Genomic DNA, 21,932 nt, shown 5'->3' on the forward strand with positions numbered 1-21,932 from the left:
GAAAATATATTAAGTTTGATCAATGAGAGACCGGTAAAACATTGTATAGTATTTTACACAGGATTATGGACTTGACTAAATTTTTTCTTCATATAATTGCCTCCCTTTTTTATAAAACAATTATATGTAATTTTCAGAACATTTTTGCAAAATTTTCATAAATAGTATCTTTAGTGTCATAATCGTCACCAATATTCTGTAAGATCAATCAAATTTTATCTCACTAATAATAATAGTCTTAATAAATAAAAAATGGTCTTCACTTTTCGGAATATTTATTATAAAAGGAGCTTGTTATAAAAAAGAGAAAAATTAAAACACAATAAAACATGTACAAACATATCAAAAAAGGCCAGTCAACAAACCTGTTAACTAGCCTTTTTTATCTTAATTTCTAAATAAACGATACAGCCATTTTTGCGGACGTCCACGATAGATCACGTGCGTTTCTACTGCTTCTATCCGTTGCTGCTCATGATAATTGAAAATCTCATCTTCAGTAAGATCATAGTCCATCATCAATTGCTGGGCTTTGGCTAATGCGCTCATTGATTCCTCATCATTTACATCCGCCGCAAGCGCCAGTAATTTTTGAATCTTTTCTTTTCTCTTGTCTGCCATTTTCTACTCCTAAAGGTAAGTGTGTGTTAAGTCTACTTCTTTTTTCTGAACGCTACTTTCCAGTGTTGCTAGTTCTTTTTGTGCTTTTTTCGTTCGTTTTAGTCCTTCTTTATACACCGTTGAAGTCTTATTATGACCTAACAATTCCAACTGTTCTAAGTCTTCCTCTAATTTCTCTACCCACATTCGCTTATGGTCTAATAAATTGTATTTCATGGTGATCTTCCTTTCTTCCTTTACTTGCACTAGCACTCTGTCTATAAAGCCAGTTCCCATGCCAGGTTTTTATCCTCATAGAATTTTGGATCGATATATCGGGTTAACTTATCGCATTCAAGCGTAAAGCTTTCTTCCTCGAATACAATAGAGATATTGTCCAATACAGTTCCTTCAAAGGCTAGCGCACCTAATTCTGTATGATTGTTTACCCAAACGACTTTTTCTTCAGTAATTCTAATTCCAAAGTAATCACGTACCCCATCGTAGCCACAAAGGCAAATGACCTTTGCTTGGTCAAAAAAGTAAGGCATTTTAAAGTAACGATCATCTACTACCGAAATTTCAGATCGTTCAAATTCTACAACACCATCTTCAGTTGCGGTTAACTGTGTTAAAATATCTGCTAACGATAGTTTAGTTTGTTTTTTCTTCATCTTATTTCCACCTTTTCCATTGTCTAAAAGTGATATCACTTTTAGGTTTTAGTATAAAAAGTGACGTCACTTTCTTAGTGCTGGTACCTCAAATCCTGCTTTTTCTTGGCAATCAATAAATCTAACGCAATACACATAATCCTGGATTCACTTTTGCCGTACTTCTGCTTTAGTTGCTGCAATTCTTTTTGTCTCTTTTCATCTAATGTCACGGGTAACCGTTTATTTCCTATTGCAATTGGCATTGGTACTCTCTCCTTTCATCGAAATAACCCCATGAAAAATATGGCTGCAATCATCTTGAATAGTAGACTCACGAGGACTAATACAAACCGCCAAAAGATCAAACAAAACACCAGTATTACCAAAAATACAGCGAGGTTTAACTGTACAGCTGCACTATCTCGCATAAGTATTTCGCCAACAAACAGTACTAACAATAAGGGAATAATCTTGTTCAAATGGATCACCTTCTTTCTCTTAAGTTATCGGGCTTTGCCCGTTTATTTCGCACCACCTAAGCGGCGGGGGCGGTTGGTGCGAAATAAGAACCATTCCCTTAGTTACTAGGCTTTTTTTGTCCTTATTTCACACATTCTCACTTTTCGGTATAAATGATTATTGACCTTTTTTTCTTTCAAATCGTTGATATGGAATCCGTTGTTAGTTGATAAATCACCTTATTCATTTTCGTTGTCTTCCTTTTTCATGGTGTAATATGCGCCATACTTATTGATATTTTCAAAATAATCTAACCATTCACTTGAAACAGTCTTGGCTTTTTTCGTTTCGATAAATTTCGCATACGTTAGTTCTAAAGCTTGGTATTCAGAAGGTTTAATAGTGCTTGGTTTGACACCTACTTCCAAGCATAGTAAGGCTTGGAAAAACCATTTTGCATTTTGCTTTTTCAGTTCTTCCAGTGTTCGATAGTACGTCGCAATAAGATTCATTTCGACACCTGATTCAATCATTTCTTCCACAGCTACCGACAATTTTTCTTTATAATGTTTTTTTGGAACACGTGTTTCGTTGTATAGGAACGTCATATCCTCCATTTTTTGTGCCATTTTATCTAAAGGTAATTTGACAAATTCGTCATAGTAATTTTGAGCCATATTTTTTTCTCCTTTTTAGTTCTCTAATTTGGTTAACCAATATTCGTTTTCATAAGTTTCCAAGTTTTCTTGATAATGCAGTTCACATCCTGCAATCTTCACTAGGTCTTCAAATAGCATAGTCGGTGCATCCTCTACTAAAGGGGTTTCTATCGTCCAGTACCGCGGAATAAGTAAAGCTTCTGCTACTTTTTCAGAAATGACTTCTTTGTCCACCAAAATTTGAACGACTTCTTTTACAGTCAATAATTTATGTTGTGCTTTCATCAGCGTTTCTTTCCTTTCTCATCAATCAAAATATAATCGCCATAAGACAAGGTGTATTTTTTTCCGCATGTTGGACATTGATACAAACGATAGCTTTTGATACATTTCGCTCTTTGTCCACAATCGCATTCGACAGTATGTGGTGCATGATAGTTTGGGAATAATTCGCTGAAGGGAACACCCCAATAATCAAATTTCTTTCGCATGATTGATTCTGCCTCCTCTTAGGAAAGGTTTTACTTCCTTTCGTTAGTTCTTTCTTTATTGATTTGTTGGCCAGAATGAATCAACGAAAAGCGACAAGGACAAGGGCGCGCAGCGTGCCATTTACCCTTGTCCTTGTCGCTTTTTGGTGATAAAAGGCAACTTGTTGCCGGTCTGGCAAATCAATAAAGAGATAACGAACAGGAACGAACCTTTTGGTGAGAGGAAGTTTTTTCTATTTTGTCTTGCTTTGCAAGACCCTTTATCTTAGTGAACGTGCAACGTTCACTTCCTTTCTTCTCGAACGGCGGTGGCGGTTGGAGTGAGAGAGGTTTTTCAATTGAGAAGGCGCTCGCGCCTTCCTAAAAAGGCCTTTTCATTTTTCTTGTTTCTATGTAAAACAAAAAGAGCTGCAGTCCTACATTAGGATTGCAACTCTTCTTTTTTTATATGCCCATCGATCGCGTAAAATGATCGGGATTTCTAATATACATGCTAGCAATAACTAGCTGATTTCGTTTATTGAAGTGACCTGTGACGACAATATTGTATTTTCCATCATCCATAATTAGCAATTTATCGATAATTTCAATATCTGCAACTACACAATTAATCGATTCATGAATTGTTTGTAAAGTAAAGCGAACCAATAATGGTTGTGTTTTTATTACTCGGATTTTATCAAGCAAACCAACATATTTGTTCATCACGATCACCTCGCTAAAATTATAGCAAAAATCCAATCATTTGGATATTTCAATTATGCTATAATAGTCTTGCTGTCTGCTACCCCGGCCTAATCTGGCAAGGGGAGGAGGTTATAGGTTTGAAAATTCTTTTTGATTTTGTTTTTGCAATCATGGCAGAAGTAGCCGCGCACTATATCTGCAAATGGCTTGATTGTAAATTTGCCAAGAAAGACAGTAAGCCTACCCGTTAATTCTTATAATAGAAACGTAAAAGAAAACCACTAGCCCGCCAGCTAGTGGTTTTTGGTTATAGATTGAAAATTCTTTTTGTTGACTAAATTATAACATAAACCGTAGCAAATGCAACCAATAGAAAATGCTACTTAAAACGGTAGATCATCATCGCTAATATCGATTGATTGTCCACCAAATGGATTCTGTGAAGCGTTCAATCCATTGTTGTTAGGCGTCGCTGTATCCCGTTGTTCAAAAGTGGTGGTGCTTGGACTCGTGGACGATTGATCAGCGTGCGCACGGCTCTCTGTCGCTGCTTTGCTTTCTAATAGTTGGAAGTTATCAGCTACAACTTCTGTCACATACACACTTTGTCCTTGCTGGTTGTCATAAGTCCGTGTTTGAATCCGTCCGACAACGCCGATCAAGCTGCCTTTTTTAGCTAATGTCGCCATCGTTTCTGCTGGTTTGCGCCAAATCACGCAATTGATAAAATCAGCTTCTCGATTGCCGTTTTGATTCGTGAAATTACGATTAACGGCTAAGGTAAAAGTAGCCACTGCTGTGCCACTTGCGGTATAACGTAAATCTGGATCTTTGGTTAACCGTCCTACTAAAGTTACATTATTGATCATTTTTATCTCTCCATTTCTCTGTTCATCTGTTGGTGTCTTTGATAAGCTATTTTTCGCTCTTTTTCTTCGACGTGAATCACTTTTTCCATCAAATTACTAATCGAATCCATTGTCTCTTCGTACGTGATCGACGCAGCATAAGGATTGCTTTTTTGATATTTCTTCCAGGTATTTTTTAGCTCATGACTATTTTTCAGTACATCCATATCCTTTTCGTAATAAATCTTTAACGGATCAGTTTTTCCTCGACGTGTAAATGTATTTCTCACACTATCTTTCAAGGTCTTCTCATCGATCTTTTCCATTTTAGGAATAGTATAGAGATCATAAAAATCTTTTCCTCTCGAATTATCTGTTAAAAAATCAAAGGTTGCACTTAATTTTTCGGCAATAATTTGTTCTGTAGGATAAGATTCCAAAGGAATCGTTCGATCTTCAAACATCAATTTATGACTGTGAGTGATCGTTGCAGGATAGATCGAGTCACCTGTAGTCACATCTACCTTAAAATCTGGCCGCATATTTTCCAAATGTGCCAGCACACGTAAGCTAAATCCTGGATAGTAATCGGCTTCTCTCGTTTCTTTCATTCCTTGAATCTCAAATTGAATGCCTTCTTTCGTCGGCGTTGAAAAAATATCGTTTAGAACCGTTGTTAATGTTTCTTTGGTTACTTTCATTTCCCGTAAAGTCGTATCAATGTCTTTGGTTGTACGATTTTCAATGCCATACTTTGAGCCAATTAAGAAGCCGCCTTTTAACACAAAATTTTCACGATAAGGAGACTCTGAGATTTTTTCCAAGAATTTTTCCATCATAAAATGTCTTAAAACAAGCTGCGGATCAACTTCTTTTTCTCTAGAAATATTCTTCACTTTTGCTTTTAATTGCGTAGGTGTCATGTGTCTTCTCCTTTAATTTAAAGCCATAATATAAGAGCGCATCGTTTTATCTGTAGGCAAAATTCGTCGATACTCATTCAATTTTCTAAGATTTTTTCTGTCCGACTCCATGTAGTTTTTGATTGCTTTTACTTTGATTTCATCCTCAACGTTATACCAGGGATTCCAAATGTCACACAAGGTTCTTTCTGGATCATAAGCTATAACAGGATTCCCATAGCGACTCTTTATTTCGATCTTGCCTAATTCATACCATTCCGCTTTTGAATAGTGTAACTCAACCGCGAATTCCTTCAACCCCTTTTCAGAAACGTGATAACCGTAAGGTACGGTTAGATCGATCTGTCTAGGGATCATATCCGTTAAATCATATAAATCCAACGCGGTGATATGCGAAATAATGCCGCGTTCATATTTTTTTTGCGCCATAAACAATTCATCAGGAAATTGACCAGGTAAGGTGAAAAAGCCTGGATACTCTCGATCCAGCTCCCCTCGATCTACCATACGTTTGATCGTAACAGGAGAAATGCCCGCTTTTTTAGCATCCTTCAAAGCCAAAGTTCCATTAAATTCTTCTAGTAGCTTATATACCATTGCTTTTGTCATTTTCTCCCTCCTTTGTATACGTATAAACTTATAAATATAGTATAACATAAGTTTATACGTATACAACAATCAGGAAGATTTTATCGATCTAATTCGATTTCTTTTTGAATCCGTTGCTGGTTCTTTAATTGCTGCAGTCTTCGTTTGCTGGCACGCATTTTTTCCTGTTCTGAACGAATTTTGGTTTTTTGATTTTCGATTTCTTGTTGTTTGTGTGTGGTATTACGCATAAGATTAACCCTCCATTATTTTGCAGTGCGGCGTGTTCTTTTCTTGAAGTTCGTTTTTTTCTTTTCAGAAAATTCAAAGTCTGTAGTGAAGTCTTCTTTTAAAACAATCGTTGCTTCAAATGAACCCTTCTGACCTTTTAACCCTTTCACTGGTTGGCTTGTTCGGCTATTTTGAATGATCTCCTTCAGCTGTGTCGCTGTGAGTTTCTTTTTGGCAATCGTTGTCCATAATTTAAAATCACAGACTTCAGACGTACATGCTGCCACCTTTTGATAAAGTATGACTTCTTGTTCCTGGCATTTTGGACAAATTCCTAAATGACGCGCGGCTTCTTGCTTTTCACTGGCTGCTTTCACTTCTTGTAACGTCGATCCAAAATCAGTGGATTGGATTTACCCTGGTACGACTTCCAATAAGTGAGAGACAAATTTTTGGATATTAGCTAGAAAAGTGGTTTGTGTTCCTTTTCGTTCTCCAATCTTTAATAAGTAGCTTTCCCATTTGGCGGTCATTTCGGCGCTCGTAAGCAGCGGCTCTTTTTCCACGGCTTGGCAAAGCAAAATCCCTTTATTCGTCACCACGAGCTTATTTTTCTCTACCTTGATATATTCCTTTTGTTTCAAGATTTCAATAATATTTGCCCGTGTCGCTTCTGTACCGATTCCTTCTACTTCTTTCAATATGGATTGCGCTTCTTCACTATCCACGGTTTTCCCAGCTGTTTTCATCGCAGTGATCAACGTACCTTCGGTATAAGGTTGTGGTGGCTTGGTTTCTTTTTCAAGGACTTGTAGATCTACCGTCACCATTTCTCCTTTTGTCACTTTAGGAAGTAGTGGCTCTTCTTCCTTCTCTTTTCCGTCGCTCTCTTTTCCAAATAACTTCTTCCAACCAAGATCTACCGGCACTTTTCCGATTGCTTTTAACTGAAGCTGCTGAACTTGCGTCAAGATCGTTGTTTCTTCATAGGTATATTTTTCCGCAAACATGGCCACCGTTGTTTTTAACACTTGTTCATAAATGGCCTGCTGCAGTGGACTTAATTGTTCAAAAGCCGCTGCCGTCATGACCGTTTTTGTAGGAATGATCGCGTAATGTTCCTGGACTTTCTTATTATTCACATATCGACTATTCGGTGTATGAATAGGAGTAGGAATGGCTTCGGCCTTTAAAAAGTGTTTGTATTCGTCTAAGTGATCCAACAGATACGCATACTCCCCTTCTGTAATATAAGGGGTATCTGTTCGTGGGTAGCTTAGATATTTCCCTTCATACAACCCTTGCATGGATTCCAAAGTATCTTTGGCACTAGCTTTCATGAGCTGATTCATTTTAGACTGAAGGCTGGATAGAGAAAAAAGACGTGGACTTGCCGCACTTTTTTTCTCGGTTTCAACTTGGTGGATCGTACCTGGCTGTTTTCCCAATTGAACCCCCTTTTCTTTTAAATAATCTTCAAATGCTTCTTGCGTCGCTTGGGTTTCATTCGGATCAAGCTTCGCATCAAATGCGCCATTTTGAGCGATTACTTGGGCTTTTCCTTCAAAATAAGGCTCTTTTTGGAAGTTTCTAATCTTTTCCTGCAGCTGATAAATCATGTAAAGCGTTGGGGTTTGGACTCTGCCTAAGGAAAAACTTCCTGGTATGCCTTTTTGCTGCAAGAGTAAACTATACAGTGGGCTGCCGTTCATGCCGATCAACCAATCAGCGATCTGGCGTGCTTGTGCTTCTTCAAATTTGGGATAGGTCTCTTCTGCGTCTCGTAATTGCTGGAATCCCTGATAAATGGCTTCTTTTTCTAAGGAGTTGATCCAAAGTCTTTTAAATATCTTTCCATGATCGGCGCCTGCTTGTTGAATGATCGTCCAAGCTATCAGTTCCCCTTCACGATCGCTATCTGTCGCAATAATAATGGTGTCGGCCGATTGAAGTTGCTGTTTCACCACCTTGAATTGCTTTTTCTTATCTTTAGGAACATGATAGTGATAATGTGTAGGGAAAATAGGCAAATGCTCTAATGACCATTGTTTCCAATTTTCATCGTACATATCGGGCGAATCTAACTCGACTAAATGACCAAAACCATACGTGATCACAGTTTCACCAGGAAACAATCTATCTTGGATTTCAAAATACCCGTCTTTTCGGGTGGCTTTAGAGAAGCTATCGGCATAAGCCTTCGCTTGTGACGGTTTTTCTGCTAAAATGACGGTTTTCATAGTGACGACTTCACTCCCTTTCTTGTTGTCTGCCTTGTTGAAACAACATCGCACGTTTTTGCTTTCTGATTTCTTGTTGCTGGATCTCATGCTTCAATTGATCATTCCAATCCTTTTTCACTTCAGGTACAAATTCATGTTCATGCTTTTTATAGCCTTTGTAGTATTGTTCTGCTTTATAGGAAAGAAGGATTCCTGCATTAACGTCTTTTATGTTGGCTTTTCTACTATAAAAACGATCAAAGTTGTATGTTCCATCTGCGCGTTCACATACTTTCAGTTCCTTCGCGACCGTGGTACATGCTTCTTTCAAATCAATTGTTTCTACTGGTTCGCCCTTCGCCAACATCTTTCCAAACGTAGATTGAACATCATGAGCAGACACCAATTGATTTGTCAGCTGTAAATTAGTTTCAGTTTTGTGTATGGCCATAATTGCTTCAGGTTCAACACTCATTTCTTTTGCGACTGCTTCATAAGTAGCTTTGTATTCTTTAGGTACTTGCCAATCATTTGGAATTCCTCGCTCACAACGGATTTTCTTATTGGTAAAAGGATCAACGATTCCCTTCATCTGTTCTTTTTCATAAAAAATATGTCCTGCACGATCATTGTCCACACATACTTCAATCGATTGAGGAAATGTTTGTTTTCGACTTAATTCAGAAATCGACTCTTCAACGTAATGACTGATTACATGATGTTTTAACCCGTCCATCGAAACTAACCAGGCATCTTGTAGTTTCTCCCGATTCAATGCAGCGTAACTTAACAGATCAATACTACTTTCAAAGAATTTTAAATGCTTCGGATCGCCTATTTTTAAATTAAATCCGCGATTTGGCGTAGGATTCTTGTCAATGTGTTTATACGTTCCCCGTTTACCGAAACGATTAAAATCGACGATCGTTCCTTGATAACTTGCCCCTACTGTCTCTCCTGTCAGTGGATCTTTCCATAAAAAAGCAACTGCATGATCTAAACGGTCGTCTCCAACTAAAAAATTTTGCCGTTCATGTTTCGGCTTTAGTTCAGCAATTAACCCTTCTTTTTCTGCATAATCAATCAGCCACTCTGGTAGTTTTCGTTCTTCCTTCAGATAATTCCTTCCTTTTTCTGTGAGTGGTTGATAATCAACGGGGTGATCTTTGTACTTTTCTGTCTCAAAATGAAGATTTTCCACTCGTTCTGTTTTGTCTTCATTCTTTAGAATAAAATCAGTGGCTGCTTTAAATTGTTGCTTAGGGTCTTGGATCTCTTTGTCTATGAAAAAAAGTTTAGCTAATTCAATAATGTCGCCACTAATATTTTGACTGTTCCAATAAAAACGTTGTTTTCTTCGATCAAAAACAAATGAATCATGGTCTTCTAAGCGATAGTCTCGTCCTTTATTGACTACAGCCATTCCATTGTTTCGAGCAAAATCCACTATATCGATCTGTTTACATCGATCAATAAGACTCATTTTTTTCTCGGTCATTTTAAAACCTCCCAAAAGAAAAAAGACTATCCGTTTTTCAGATAGTCTTTTTTACTTGTTTTATACACGTTCTTTTTGTGACAATTGTTGTTCATAATAGATTTCATTTTTTCGTTTTGCCACTTCTGACACTGTCTCAAGTGAAAATCGGAATGGATTTCCTAGCGCAAATTCTTCTGAAGGTAACGCCGTTTGGATCTCTTTTCCATAACTTTTTCCTTTTAAAATTACTTGATTATGCTGCGGATCTTCAATAAACGCCGCATCCTTCAAATGTAACGTTCGACCCGTATCTTCTTCCATTACTTTCCCGTCTTTCTTGTCGATCCAAAGTGAACCAACAGGAACAATATTCTTTTGTTCTGCCGTTTCTACAGTATTTTTATGCTCCTGCTTCACTTCTGCTGGTTGGATCTCTGGTTCTCTTTCTCTGTATTGATTGATTTCATTAGAAATGGTTTGAATGAATTCATTTGCGACACGGCTGACATCATTCATGATTTTCCCACGTTCCGCAGCTTCCTTATTATCCAACGTCTGACCATTCTTCGTCCATGCTGCAATATAAGGAATAGCTTTCTCCGACGTGTCCATTCCAAAATGTTTGCACACAATATAAGAAGTCATTTCTGCCTGCAATTCTTTAGTTGCGGTATCTAATTCTGAAAATTTGTGCATTCTTGCATGGGCTAATTCATGAATACTTGTAGCTAAATGCTGCGTAGGAGTATTTCGAGTATTCATGACGATTTCTTCTTCGCCAGTAAATTCGTTACGAACATACGCCCCACGTGCTTGTCCTAATTCTCTTTGATAGACTTCACTTTCTGTCATATCTCGAATTTGTATTCCAATATTGTTGGCTACCGCTTGAATCCCAGCTTGAAGTTCTGACTGTCCTTTTTTATCCAATTGAAAATCAAAGACACGGTTCGGAAAGATTTTCGGATAGTCTTCAGGTTTTAACTGTGTTTGTGTGATATCAAACACTTTTTCAATCGTGTAGTAAGTTTTTTTGATCACTTCGATTTGACCACTTTCGATTCGTTTTTTATCTTCTGGTGTAGCTTCTATTTCTCGAACAAAGCCACGTCCTTTCTCATAAAATCCTTTGACCGTTTTTCTGACAAAGATCTTGTTCCCTTGTTCCCCTTTTTTGATATAGATTCCTTCTTTTTTCAACGCGGCACGACCTAAACAAGCCGTTGCACCTGGAAATTGTTCCTCAATCAATAATTGATTTCTAAAGGATCGTTCTGGAAAACGAGACATAAAGTTCAAAAGTTCTTTGACGTCTTCAGGAGAATGAGTATGCTTTTTCACCGCATCCAGTGCCTGTTGCGAAAGGGATTTAACTTCTTGTTTAATCTCTTCTGCCGTTCGTTTTTGATAGCCCTTTTGTTTTGTTTTTGTTTCTTTCGACTGCATTTGTTCTTTCGAGACAGGTTCATTTTTGACCGATTGTTTTTGTTCCTTCTCAGGTACTTGTTCGCACAATTTTGCTAACTCTAAATAGATGGGTTGATTACTGTTGACGCCATCCCCTAGATCCATTCGGATCTGATCGACTACTTCTCCGTTCTTCACTTCTTCAAAATAGAATTTATAATAACCTGCTTCTGCGGCGTATTGGTTATCCAACGTTTTGAGTTGATCGATCAATTCGAATGTTACGATCTCCCCACCATAACTTTTCAATCCTTTTTCTGGATCATTTTCGTTGAATTCTACTCGATAAAAATGATCGTTTTCTTTCTCCTTCAAAGAATCAGTTGGTACAGCCTCTTCAAGTAATTCACGAACAGCTGCTTTTTCCTCTTCCGACGTGGCTTGGTATTTTTTAGATTCCTCAAATTCCCCGTTTTCATTCAGTTCTAAAGCGACTTTTCGATAGCCTTTCAGAAAATAAATGGTCGGATTTTTTTTCCATTGCGTCACTCGTCCGCTGTCAATGATTGCTTGTACTTCAGGAAGAAGGTTTTCTTTTCCTTTTTCCGATCTTTCTTTCAGCTGTTCTAATGTTTCCAATTTCCGTTGGTATTTTCGGATCGTAGCGGCTGAAAAAGTCGATTCACCTTTTTCAAAGCGTTCGATTTCTTCTTTGATTCTTGGAATATTCTCGATCGTCATATCCAGTCCGCCGTACTTGTTATAGCCCATTTCCTTTATCTCTTCTTGTCTTTCAAGTTTTTCTACTTGTTTTTCTTGTTGCTTGATCTCTTCTCTCAGACTATGCACTTTATTTTCGATTCGCTCTTGTTGCCTAAACCAAGAATGCCCATTTCTCTTATCGTTCATTGGTTGACCGTTGGTCTTTCTCTGGTGTTCAAACATCTTTTCAATTTGTTCGTTTAATTCATTTTGCAATCGTACTAATTTTCTTTTGGATTTTCCCAAACGACTATTGTCTAGTGGTTCTTTTTCTTCTGCCATGTCCGTTTCCTCCTAAACAAATGGATAATCTTCTGTCGCATCGACGAACGTCTTCGTAGTCAGATTTAACGTTAAAATATCGCCACTTTGATAAGCTTTTGCCGCTTTGTCTGTGACGACAAAAGATCTGCCTGTTTGAATTTCTGTCACAAAAACGAGATTGTCTCTGCTTTTTTCAACAACAACTCCAATAGTTGAATAAGCCATTTCTTCTTCCTCCTTTCTTTTGATATAATGTAGTCGGAAATCGCACCACTCAATAAATTGGCGGAAAACAATTCATTGAAAAAAAGAGTCCTGGACAATCACGTTCAGGACTCTTTTACTTCTTTTATTCACTTAACAACTAACACTCTGTGAGTGAAATGGACTCTTCAATGCTTTTACATGGAAAGTTATTGATTCCCTCTTCATTCATTTCCCAAGTAGTATAATAAGGTGCTAACTTGCCCTCATATTCTTGAATGATAAAATATTTTTCACCATTCACATGATTACAACAATACACACCAGTAGCTGGGTACTCAACGACTAAAAATTGATTTGGATCAAACTGTTCGTTTCTCAACATTTCTCTTATCTGGAACAAATGCTCTTTTTCCAAACAATCGGGAAGTTGTTCGATTCGTTCTTTTTTTAGTGATCCTTCTATGACTTTCCATTGATTCAAATATCGTTTCATTTCTCTTCCTCCTACTGTCTTTCTTGTTCCATTTGAATTCTTCGTTGTTGCTCTTCGTATGCTTTACTTGCGTGGTATTTTTCTTCATGGGCATTAATCGTTCGATTTAATTGACGTAAACTCCGCTGTGTGACAACTCTTTGTTGGAATTGTTTCCTGCGCTTCATGAATTCTTCGTAACTATATTTGTATTCATTCGTTGGCAATTGTTTAAGCGTTCGAAAGGATCGTTCATTGTAAATAGATTGCATCTGATCAACACTTTCTATTAATGGTTTTATTTGACTATCCTGTCTCTTCAGCTCTGTTAGGATGGCATTTCCTGTGCGCTTTTTTAAATCAAAGAGAGCATTTTTCTCTGCATCCTTTGATTCTCTCTTGCTTTCCCCATAAAGACTTTCTGCTTCTTCTTTCAATGCTTTTGAAATCTGTATATATTCTTGATATTCAGGTTCTTTTGTTAACACATATTGGGTTAACTCGTCGAGTTTCTCTCTTGTGTATGGTGAAAGTTTAGTTCGATTTTCATCCCCATAATTCCATTCCGAACGTTTTTCAGGTAAGGTTCTATATACTTCATTTAATAAGTTCATTGCGTGTCGATCATAACGTACTGGCTCTTTTACCACTTTTGTTAAGCTGTTACGCAAATCACTTTTTCGTGTCAATAAATTTCGTTTCTCCATACCAATCATTCGATCCTTTTCATAAGAAAAACGTTCTAACTCATGTACATAATTGGTCTTCATTGCGTCTAATGTTGCTTGTCTTCTCTTACCTTTCGGTACGATATAACTCACACCATTTTCAACCTCAGTGTAAGGTTTACGCGTATTTTCTTTTTCAACAACTGCAAAATGAATATGGATATGTTTAGTATTGCGGTGAATCGTTGCCATCCAGTAGCCTGTTTCATTCAGTTGCTCTTTCTCGAATAATGTCTCCATCATTTTTCTTCCAGCTGCTTTTAATCCTTCTTCATCTAAAGTATCTGTTTTGGGATCGTACAATCCTATTTTTTCAAGATACGAATTATCATGAGAGACAACATCTTGATAAATGATTGAGCCTTTTTGTTGTCCTCTTTGGAAGATTTGCTTAATCTCCTTCAGATCACTTCCTTTCACTTCGTCTGAAGCCATAGAAAAAACTCCAGGAAGGTTTCCTGAAGCTTTTTTGTGTGGCTCTGTTTGATATTTTTTTATTGCTTGGTTCAAGCGTTGGTATTCTTTTTGTTCACTTTGCGTCAGTTCTTTCTTTTGTTCTAACGCATAGTGACGGGTCATATAAGAAAGATATTTGGTAAAATCTTGTTCCTCTAACTTGTCAAAGTTGATTCCATTTCCCATCAAAGATTGAGCTTCATTCGACGTTTCGCTGAATTCTTTATCCGTCTTACTCTCCGAAAAAGTTTCTCCTTCAGGAATATAAAAATCCTCTAAAGCATTCTTGATTCGTTGCAGTTCCTGTTCTTCTTCAGGCGTACGTCGTTCCATTTCTTCCAGCGCTTTTTCTCTTGTCATATAATCAATGTATGTTGAAAAAGATTTTTTATTGGGCAAGGTAAATTGACAAGTGAGAATGACTGCAGGCGATTTATTCATCATGTTCCCCTTCTACTTTTATCTTTTTAGAATCTTCGTTGGATCAAATGGATCTACTCTGGCATAAACAGATTCATTCACAGGCTTCTTCAACTGAGGGGAATATTTTTTGGTTTGATTAGATTTAATTTTTCCTTCCACACGTTCTTTTGCTTCTTGGTAAACCGTTGAATTTGTACCAATTAGTATTCCTGTATCTTTCAAATGAAGATCTGCAAACTCTGAAACCATTTCGGTTAAAATAGAAATTTCTTTACTCATTCCATTCAACTTTGCTTGATTGGAATTTACTTTTTTCTCCATTTCTGGATCATAATTCATACATAGAAACCGAACGGCTTCACTATAGTTTTTAACTTCTGCATGAGTAGAAATAATCTCATCCAACACATCGATATGTGTTTGGTGAAAGTAAATGTGTTTGTCTATAACCTTTGCCATATCAAAGTTCACTTCCTCTATTTTGCTCGATCAAGATTTCTAAAATACGATTGTTTTGGCTAACATATTCTTCTAATATCTTTGTGTTATAGCTTTGAATTTCTGAAAACTTTTCTAATAACTGATCAAACTTTTCTTTTTTATATTCCATCAAAGGACGATCAAAATCATTTTCTATTAGTAATTTTAAATAATCGTTACGACTCCATTTATTACCCGTACGGTTACTTAGTTCGTCACATCTTCGATCAATTTCTCTTACGATTTTCTCATCCACATTTCTTATTCTTACTTCCATATTAATTCCTCCAATTTAAAAAGGATAGCGAAAAGGAGCCTATCCTTTTTGCTATCCTACTACCCTCCTTTTACTATCCTTCACTATCCTTTCACTATCCTATTTTTAAATATTTTGTTCCCACATTTATTTTTGAGAAACGTAATAGGCACAGCCTATTGGAACACTTTTTTTAAAAAGTGTTCCCACGTTTCCTTATGCTCTTTAAAAATTAAGGTTATTTGTGTATTTAGACAATAAAAAATCCTTCTAACTTTGTCGATTAGAAGGAAATATTTTGTCATATGAAAAATGAATTTAAGAAAAAGTGTATGCTATAATTGATACGCTGTCTTCCTGTTTGGTTGAAATCTTCAGCCAGAAAGGAGGAGTGTTAAATGTTTTATGTGCTTGATGTTTGTGTTAGAATCGTGGTTAATGTTTTCTCCCATCTCTTTAACAGCTATACCTAAGGTGATATAGCTGATCCATAAACATTTTTGATATACTTTTTTCACATAAAATCCTCCTGTTTTTATTTTCTTTCAGCCGTAAAATATTTTTTAGCAGCTAAATACAAAGCTTCAAATGATCTGAATTTTAAGGTATCTAAACTCTTTCTACCATTCTTCAACTCAGATATTGTTGTGTTAGATAAATGCACTTCTTGACATATTTCTTTAGCTTTTACAACTTTGAGATAGGCTTTAATCAATACTTTCTGCTCAGCGAAAGTATCTTTGCCGACCAAGTTCGCTCGCTTCATTTCTTTTACTCCACCTATTCTTCTAAATATTTTCTTTTGTCATACGATCAATTTTTTCTTGAAGTTTTTGAATGATCTCTTCTTGATCTTTCATTTGCGTTTTCGATGTTTCAATTTCTTGCTGGTAACTATTAATCTTATTTTCAGTATTTTCCTGATCGTCTGCAACTTGATAAGGCAATTGATCTTTTAGTTTCTTCACTAATTCTTCATTCAAATCAATGGTTGCTTGGAAGGATTCAATTTGTTTTTGTGCTGCTTTTTGTTCTTTCTTGTATCCTTTCACTTTGTAATTGATCGCATGTTGTTCATAATCTTCATCTTTCACTTGATCTTTAACCTTATCTTCGTGAACGTAATAAATCAGATCTTGTGGTTCTTGCATATCCACTTTAGGATCAATTTTTTCAGGAATAATGGTTAAACGCATGGCGATATATTCTTCTGGTACATGTGCTAACTTCACTACAAAATAATCATCAGACACCTTGATCACTTTGGCTTTTATTGCTTGATAATCCCCTTTAGCTGTCTTTACTTCTACGCGATAATTAAGATTAGCCAGTTCTTTTAATGAGCTTTGATCTTCATCGTCGATCGCAAATTCAAAAACTAATTGCTGGTTCGCTCCTTTTTCTTTTGAAACCATCGTCAGTTCCTTCGTGTTTAAAAATGCGTTCGTGCTTACTTCATCTGGTATGTCTACCTTTTTATGTGTGTAAATCGGACTAGCAAGAATCAAAAAGCCGAGAATCATAAAGATTCCCAGCCATCTAAGATAACTTTTTCGTTTTTTGAAACGTTGTCTTGCTCCTTTTTTCTTACTCATTTTCTTCCTCCTAACGAGTGAAATAACTAAAGTCTGTGACTTTCCATTGACCATCTACTTGTTTTTCAGTGACAGTTAATCCACCTTTTATTTTTTGCGGTTTGACATCTTTAAATTGAGGATTGCCGATTGTATAATCAACAAATACCACAAAATTTTGTTCCTCTTTTACACTGCTTGTTTGAGCGTAAGTTTGCACGTCACCTAATGTAAAAGAGTAACTTCCGTAATCATCATGTTGGTGATCATCGTCTGCAGGACTTAATTTGTCGATCACTTCTTGGGTTGCGACATCTTTTAGTTTTTCCGTTAATTCATTTCTGCTTAATGATTTATCAATGGCCAATTGACCGAACTCTTCTGCCGTCTTTCTTTGTGCTTCAGTGACTTCCTCTTTTGCTTTTGTGCCATCTTGTTGCTTCAGCTGATCGATTTCTTGGTTTTTCTCATTGATGGTTTGATTTAACTTGTCGATCTTCACCTGTGCCTCAGAGGAATTTTTTTTGAGCTTCTCAGACGCGTTTTTAGCCACTTCTTCAATTTTAAAGGTATTTGTCTCTTGTTCTTCTTTCAGCTGCCAAAACAATGCGATATTGCCGATTAAACTAACGCTAATTGCAGCTGTTAAGACGATTTTTAAAGTTTTATTTTCCATATTTTTTCTCCTGATCTATTTTTTGCTGCTATTCAAAAATGGTAATGGATCAATCCATGTACCATCATCTGTGAATGCGTGTCCTTGTGCTTGACGCCAATCCATGCGAGTGAACCCTAAATGCAAGTGTGCTGTATCTCGTATCCCGATTACTTGACCAACTTTTACTTGATCGCCTACCTTCACACGAGAATTTCCTGTACTATTCGCAAATTCTTGATACACCATATTCAAACCGTCGTAATTAATCACGATCACACATGCACCTAAACCTGAAATACCAGGATTACCAACGTACACGACTTTTCCTCCATGCACCGCGTGAATTTCACTTCCTGGATGATCGACTGAACCAAAATCTAATCCGTCATGGAAACCATTTGGTCGGAACTCTCCCCCTGGATTCGTTCCAAATAATTGCCCACCGCTAAAGGAACTTTTATCTAAACTGCTGCCAGGGAATGGATTCGTCCATTCACCAGTAATCGTGCCGTTGTTATTGCCACCTTCACCCCAATGTTTGATGGCGAATTCATCATATTCGGTTAATTTATTAGAAGTGATAATTGACATACAACCTGTATAATACGGACTATCTTCAGTAATTCCTGCAGCTGCATAACCACCTCGTCCTAAAATCAATAAGCTTGCGCCAGGGCTTTTATTTCCTACGCTTGCATTAAAGTTTGACTGCGTAGCTACCATAAATCCGTAATAAGAGAATGCGGCTTTTGAGTTGGGAAACTTCATGTACCAGCCACCTTCAATACCACCAATTCCTCGTGCAGTACCCTTTGGAAACAAGCAACCATCAAACCAGGTAATTCCGAAAAAATTCAAGTCGTTTTTAGCAGATAGAGACGTTCCAAATGCCGATTCATACCCGTATTGCGATAGGATCACACTTGGCAATAATTTGTATTTTACGGCTGCTCCTACCGCATATTGCGCAATTTCATCTGAAAATGGGCCTCTCCCTTTGATTTCTTTATAAATCGGTAATCCTTCCGAATATTCTCCTGTAAAAGCTTCGCCACCACTGCTTGAATCTGAATCCGAATTATCAATCGAACCCGCCGCAAGTATTAGAAAAAGGGTCACGAACACAGTGATCAAAATAGTCATCAAACCTGCAGAAGTACCAAACAACCACAAAAATAAGCGTCGCTTTGCACGACGCTTAACATACTGCTTGATTAAACTTTCATTTTGGTTTTCCATTATTTTCCTCCATCAAACAATTTTAATTGACGTTTGTTCGGACTAAAATGAACACGAATGGTTTCTTTTGAGCCAAAATTGATCACAGCGTCTCCTTGATTTTGTTGAGGAATGGATTCTAATTCTGAGTTCGTCATTGATTTACCAACTAATCCTTCTATATGACGTAAAATAGATTCATCCATACGCATAAAGATCTTCGTAGAAGAAAATTCAAAGACTTTCTTCAGTTTCGAGAAGTTCTCAGAAGACATATTTTCTGGCACCATTTCTTGTGGGGATTGTGTAGCTAAAACAGTCATTGCTTCTACTTTACGCATTTCTCGTTGAAAGTTTGTGACATAATTTACCGTTTCAATAAAATCTGGATTAATCGCATTATGGCACTCATCAATCATCGCCAAGAAGCGTTTGAAGTCTTGTTCTTCCATTTGTTTTTCTTTAATTAAACGTCGTTGTCTTCTTCCTTGAATCAATGCCTGATTCCAAATCAACGTCATAGCCATGTACATCTGACATTGTTGTACCCCACGATCTAAACCTGTAATAGAGTCAATGTCAAAAAAGACCAACTGTTGTTGGTCAAGGTGTCGAATCGTACTGTGACCATCAAAAATCATGCCATACGTCTCACATAAGGATTCTACGATGGATTCCATTTCTTCTTTTCGATTCTTTTTCTCTTGGGAAGCACCTGGTAATTCCAGTTGTCCTAAAAAGTCTAAAAATTCTTTGAACGTCGGATAAGCTTCTGGATCTTTCCCTGTGACTTGCGTCTCCGTATTTGAACGCGAATTTGAGGAAGTAAAGCCGCGTGGTACTGTTCCATACTCTTCATAAAAACGATTTAAGTAGGTCTTAAATTCTGCTTTCATCGTTCCTTTTAGCTGAGGACTCACTAACTGTACCTGATAGACCACTTTGTCTAAGTGTGTTTGATAGGACGCTGCTTCATTGATCTTCAAATCTTTGACTGATCCATCGTCATATAAACTGGATGCTTCATCATACGTCCGTGTGGCAAATATTTCTAAAGGATTGATCATCCCGTCAGATCCGTCTAAGCGCACCATAATACCGTTATATTCCTTTAAGAAAGGAATAAAGTCTTTTCCCTTTTCAAAGCCCCAAATAAAGTCTCCTGCAGCTAAATGGGCTTCCGCGATCATTTTAAGAACGGTCGATTTACCAGCTCCCATCATTCCTAGAAGCAAGGTATTAGTAGACAACCGTACACTATTTTTATACGTCGCATTCCAGACAAATGGGCCGCCTGTCATGGTTTCCCCATATTGTGTACCTCCTGGATCTTTTAGCGTTTGGTGGTGGAACGGGAAACCTCCGCCAATGTTTAACGATGGTAGTGATTGCCCTTTGATATTTCCGAACCATTCAGCTTGTTCATCGAACATGGTAAACATCGATTGCCAATCTCGTTTGGTTTTATGCAGATAAGTCACCGCACGATAATCCATCCCTTTGAGATTTTCGATCAGTTCCTGCGCCCGTTCATCTACTTCTTGAATCGTGTTTCCGTAAACATGTACTCTCACTTTGACTTGTTTAGAAATTTCCCCATTAGAAGTCAATTTTCGGGCATATTCCGCTAGTTCCAGGTATTCTTCTGCGCTTTTATTTCGGTCAGTCGCTTTTCGTTCGTTATCTGATCGATCATTTAATTCATCTAAGGCACGATTGATTTGATCAATCACTTTTTGCTTTTCATCTGTGCTAACATCGAGTGTGGCCACTGTATGAGGATTGTTCATGAGATTGGCCAACCAAAAAAGCGTTGGATTTTTTGTGTAGTGATAAACTGTCACACACCGTGAATAACCATTTCCATAGGTCACATACTCTTCATCGAAATTTAATCCACCTTGTGGCATCACTTGTTTTAAAAAATCTAAATCATACCCTTTGGATTTTAAAATTTCTATTTCCCGATTTCCTAATTGCTTTAATGGATCAAGTACTTTTTGATCATTTTGTGGTGAAAAAGCTATTTTAATCGCTTCTAACATGTACAATCACCTCTTCTTGTTTGATTCTTTACTTGGTGAAAAGATTGCCCTTTTCCCAACTTACTCAGGCTTAAAGTGTGAGGAAATTTTCTAGTGGTCTCTTCCTTCGGAACATCTTTTTCTAACCATATCAACGGATATTTCATTCTCTCTTCTCCATTCCTACTCATCATTCATATTGTTCATTCGATAAAGAATCTTGATCAATTCTTTTTTGTAGAGTGGTTTTAACCCTAAAATGCCACTAGATCGCATTAACTGACGATTTCTGGTTTGTAAATCCTTGATTGTCTTTCCTTCAATGACGAAAAAGAAGCTTAAGTCAGGACGTTCTTGTTCTGCTCGTTTCAATTCCTGGATTTCCTCTACTAATTTCTTTTCATATTTTCTTAATCGCTGTAGATTTCTTCCTAAGGATTGTTCCATACGATTCTTATCTAATAATTGCCGCTTTTGTACGATTTGTTCCGTTAGATCCGTCTCTGTGGTCAAACTAACTAACTTAATTGTTGGCACATACGTACGCATGACGGTGGTCAACTGATTCATTCGTTCTAGTTTCTCTTGTTCGTTTAATCCTTCCACGTCTGTAGAAACTACACGATAATAACGTTGAAAATGATCTTCTTTAGTAACTAAGACTCCCTCTTCTGTACAGGATTTATAAGGAAATAAATCCAAGATCGATCGTTCTTCTGGTTTTCCAAACTGCAAAATGGATTTCTTATCAACAGAGTTTTGTCCTTTGACTCGCATTTATTCATCCTCCTTATACGTACCATGATAATTTCGGTTAGGATCTAGGGCATGGTAATGGTTCTTGTCCGTAAAAAAAATAGATTCGATAATCGCAAAAATCTGGCGTTGACCTGGGTTATTATAGGGTCGCCAAACAATCACTAGAGCTATCGCAATCCATAAGCCATAATTCAAGAGTGCAAAAAAGAGTGGTAAGTGGACAAGATTATTGACTATTTTCGCCCAAAAAAAGCAACCACCAAGCGTTAATAGATCTAAAAAGAAAAAGGCGAAAAACTTCCATTCCCCACTAAATCTTGGAGGATTTTTCATGTTAATATATTTATCCATAAATGATTTCTCCTTTTCATACATAGAAAAAAGGCCTAACTTGTAGGCC

The 21,932-nt window shown here is 37.1% G+C and carries 27 protein-coding genes and 2 pseudogenes; 1 reads left to right on the forward strand and 28 read right to left on the reverse strand.

Features of this window, described 5'->3' with window-relative positions; genetic code table 11:
- Nucleotides 1-399: 399 nt before the first annotated feature.
- From FGQ66_RS12875 to FGQ66_RS15255, 4 genes and pseudogenes are all read right to left on the reverse strand, one after another.
- Nucleotides 400-621: pseudogene (locus tag FGQ66_RS12875) on the reverse strand (DUF2786 domain-containing protein); the annotation flags it as partial.
- A gap of 9 nt (nt 622-630) precedes the next feature.
- Nucleotides 631-837: a hypothetical protein gene (locus FGQ66_RS12880; protein ID WP_002293548.1), complete on the reverse strand. Its 207-nt coding sequence runs from the start codon at nt 835-837 to the stop codon at nt 631-633.
- 41 nt (nt 838-878) lie between these two features.
- Nucleotides 879-1,274, reverse strand: a complete 396-nt coding sequence (locus FGQ66_RS12885) for a hypothetical protein (RefSeq protein WP_002293546.1) — start codon at nt 1,272-1,274, stop codon at nt 879-881.
- Nucleotides 1,275-1,348: 74 nt separating this feature from the next.
- Entirely contained in the window at nt 1,349-1,519 is a 171-nt protein-coding gene (locus tag FGQ66_RS15255; protein ID WP_002293544.1) for a hypothetical protein, read from the reverse strand.
- A 97-nt stretch (nt 1,520-1,616) separates the two neighbouring features.
- On the opposite strand from FGQ66_RS15255, the gene FGQ66_RS15735 reads away from it, so the two are divergent.
- Entirely contained in the window at nt 1,617-1,844 is a 228-nt protein-coding gene (locus tag FGQ66_RS15735) for a hypothetical protein (RefSeq protein ID WP_306173746.1), read from the forward strand.
- Nucleotides 1,845-1,954: 110 nt separating this feature from the next.
- Here FGQ66_RS15735 and FGQ66_RS12895 read toward each other — a convergent pair whose 3' ends face one another.
- The 24 genes and pseudogenes from FGQ66_RS12895 to FGQ66_RS13000 all read right to left on the reverse strand — a co-directional run bounded on the left by FGQ66_RS12895 (nt 1,955) and on the right by FGQ66_RS13000 (nt 21,883).
- A complete protein-coding gene (locus FGQ66_RS12895) occupies nt 1,955-2,392 on the reverse strand; it encodes a hypothetical protein (RefSeq protein WP_002287515.1) in 438 nt (145 codons plus the stop codon).
- A 15-nt stretch (nt 2,393-2,407) separates the two neighbouring features.
- On the reverse strand, nt 2,408-2,659 hold the full coding sequence (locus tag FGQ66_RS12900; RefSeq protein WP_104870120.1) for a hypothetical protein: 252 nt from the start codon (nt 2,657-2,659) through the stop codon (nt 2,408-2,410).
- Entirely contained in the window at nt 2,659-2,865 is a 207-nt protein-coding gene (locus FGQ66_RS12905) for a hypothetical protein (RefSeq protein ID WP_002325537.1), read from the reverse strand. The genes FGQ66_RS12900 and FGQ66_RS12905 overlap by 1 nt, the downstream gene beginning before the upstream one ends.
- A gap of 444 nt (nt 2,866-3,309) precedes the next feature.
- Nucleotides 3,310-3,570 (reverse strand): hypothetical protein, encoded by a 261-nt coding sequence (locus FGQ66_RS12910; RefSeq protein ID WP_002339774.1) that lies wholly within the window; start codon nt 3,568-3,570, stop codon nt 3,310-3,312.
- A 365-nt stretch (nt 3,571-3,935) separates the two neighbouring features.
- Nucleotides 3,936-4,421 (reverse strand): single-stranded DNA-binding protein, encoded by a 486-nt coding sequence (ssb, locus tag FGQ66_RS12915; RefSeq protein WP_002318321.1) that lies wholly within the window; start codon nt 4,419-4,421, stop codon nt 3,936-3,938.
- A gap of 2 nt (nt 4,422-4,423) precedes the next feature.
- Nucleotides 4,424-5,323, reverse strand: a complete 900-nt coding sequence (locus FGQ66_RS12920; protein WP_002318320.1) for a nucleotidyl transferase AbiEii/AbiGii toxin family protein — start codon at nt 5,321-5,323, stop codon at nt 4,424-4,426.
- Between the two features lie 12 nt (nt 5,324-5,335).
- Nucleotides 5,336-5,932 carry a type IV toxin-antitoxin system AbiEi family antitoxin domain-containing protein gene (locus tag FGQ66_RS12925; RefSeq protein ID WP_002293530.1) on the reverse strand — a complete coding sequence of 199 codons (597 nt, stop codon included), beginning with the start codon at nt 5,930-5,932 and terminating at the stop codon, nt 5,336-5,338.
- A gap of 80 nt (nt 5,933-6,012) precedes the next feature.
- Nucleotides 6,013-6,162, reverse strand: a complete 150-nt coding sequence (locus FGQ66_RS15260) for a hypothetical protein (protein WP_002293529.1) — start codon at nt 6,160-6,162, stop codon at nt 6,013-6,015.
- A 15-nt stretch (nt 6,163-6,177) separates the two neighbouring features.
- A pseudogene (locus FGQ66_RS12930) lies at nt 6,178-8,382 on the reverse strand (type IA DNA topoisomerase).
- A 10-nt stretch (nt 8,383-8,392) separates the two neighbouring features.
- The gene (locus tag FGQ66_RS12935; protein WP_138302561.1) at nt 8,393-9,862 is read right to left on the reverse strand and encodes a toprim domain-containing protein; all 1,470 of its coding nucleotides are present in this window, start codon (nt 9,860-9,862) and stop codon (nt 8,393-8,395) included.
- Nucleotides 9,863-9,922: 60 nt separating this feature from the next.
- A complete protein-coding gene (locus FGQ66_RS12940) occupies nt 9,923-12,295 on the reverse strand; it encodes an ArdC-like ssDNA-binding domain-containing protein (RefSeq protein ID WP_002295638.1) in 2,373 nt (790 codons plus the stop codon).
- Between the two features lie 12 nt (nt 12,296-12,307).
- Complete coding sequence (locus FGQ66_RS12945; protein WP_002295639.1) at nt 12,308-12,502, reverse strand: hypothetical protein; 195 nt, start codon at nt 12,500-12,502, stop codon at nt 12,308-12,310.
- A gap of 139 nt (nt 12,503-12,641) precedes the next feature.
- Nucleotides 12,642-12,977, reverse strand: coding sequence for a hypothetical protein (locus tag FGQ66_RS12950; protein ID WP_002295640.1), 336 nt, complete (start codon nt 12,975-12,977; stop codon nt 12,642-12,644).
- An 11-nt stretch (nt 12,978-12,988) separates the two neighbouring features.
- Nucleotides 12,989-14,581: a MobP2 family relaxase gene (gene mobP2, locus FGQ66_RS12955; RefSeq protein ID WP_002295641.1), complete on the reverse strand. Its 1,593-nt coding sequence runs from the start codon at nt 14,579-14,581 to the stop codon at nt 12,989-12,991.
- An 18-nt stretch (nt 14,582-14,599) separates the two neighbouring features.
- Nucleotides 14,600-15,022 carry a hypothetical protein gene (locus FGQ66_RS12960; RefSeq protein ID WP_002295642.1) on the reverse strand — a complete coding sequence of 141 codons (423 nt, stop codon included), beginning with the start codon at nt 15,020-15,022 and terminating at the stop codon, nt 14,600-14,602.
- 1 nt (nt 15,023) lies between these two features.
- A complete protein-coding gene (locus FGQ66_RS12965) occupies nt 15,024-15,320 on the reverse strand; it encodes a hypothetical protein (RefSeq protein WP_002293513.1) in 297 nt (98 codons plus the stop codon).
- Nucleotides 15,321-15,673: 353 nt separating this feature from the next.
- Complete coding sequence (locus tag FGQ66_RS15265) at nt 15,674-15,817, reverse strand: hypothetical protein (RefSeq protein WP_002293512.1); 144 nt, start codon at nt 15,815-15,817, stop codon at nt 15,674-15,676.
- A 17-nt stretch (nt 15,818-15,834) separates the two neighbouring features.
- Nucleotides 15,835-16,065: a hypothetical protein gene (locus FGQ66_RS12970; RefSeq protein WP_002295643.1), complete on the reverse strand. Its 231-nt coding sequence runs from the start codon at nt 16,063-16,065 to the stop codon at nt 15,835-15,837.
- A gap of 22 nt (nt 16,066-16,087) precedes the next feature.
- Nucleotides 16,088-16,894 carry a hypothetical protein gene (locus tag FGQ66_RS12975; protein WP_002295645.1) on the reverse strand — a complete coding sequence of 269 codons (807 nt, stop codon included), beginning with the start codon at nt 16,892-16,894 and terminating at the stop codon, nt 16,088-16,090.
- Nucleotides 16,895-16,904: 10 nt separating this feature from the next.
- The gene (locus FGQ66_RS12980; RefSeq protein ID WP_002325549.1) at nt 16,905-17,549 is read right to left on the reverse strand and encodes a hypothetical protein; all 645 of its coding nucleotides are present in this window, start codon (nt 17,547-17,549) and stop codon (nt 16,905-16,907) included.
- A 15-nt stretch (nt 17,550-17,564) separates the two neighbouring features.
- Complete coding sequence (locus FGQ66_RS12985; protein WP_104885546.1) at nt 17,565-18,770, reverse strand: glucosaminidase domain-containing protein; 1,206 nt, start codon at nt 18,768-18,770, stop codon at nt 17,565-17,567.
- Nucleotides 18,770-20,794 (reverse strand): VirB4 family type IV secretion system protein, encoded by a 2,025-nt coding sequence (locus FGQ66_RS12990; RefSeq protein WP_138302562.1) that lies wholly within the window; start codon nt 20,792-20,794, stop codon nt 18,770-18,772. The genes FGQ66_RS12985 and FGQ66_RS12990 overlap by 1 nt, the downstream gene beginning before the upstream one ends.
- A gap of 162 nt (nt 20,795-20,956) precedes the next feature.
- A complete protein-coding gene (locus tag FGQ66_RS12995; protein WP_002319881.1) occupies nt 20,957-21,550 on the reverse strand; it encodes a TraC-like domain-containing protein in 594 nt (197 codons plus the stop codon).
- Entirely contained in the window at nt 21,551-21,883 is a 333-nt protein-coding gene (locus FGQ66_RS13000) for a DUF5592 family protein (protein WP_002295656.1), read from the reverse strand.
- Nucleotides 21,884-21,932: the final 49 nt, after the last annotated feature.

The sequence above is a fragment of the Enterococcus sp. BSD2780061688st2 D3 genome (genome assembly GCF_005844145.1).
Lineage (GTDB): Bacteria > Bacillota > Bacilli > Lactobacillales > Enterococcaceae > Enterococcus_B > Enterococcus_B durans.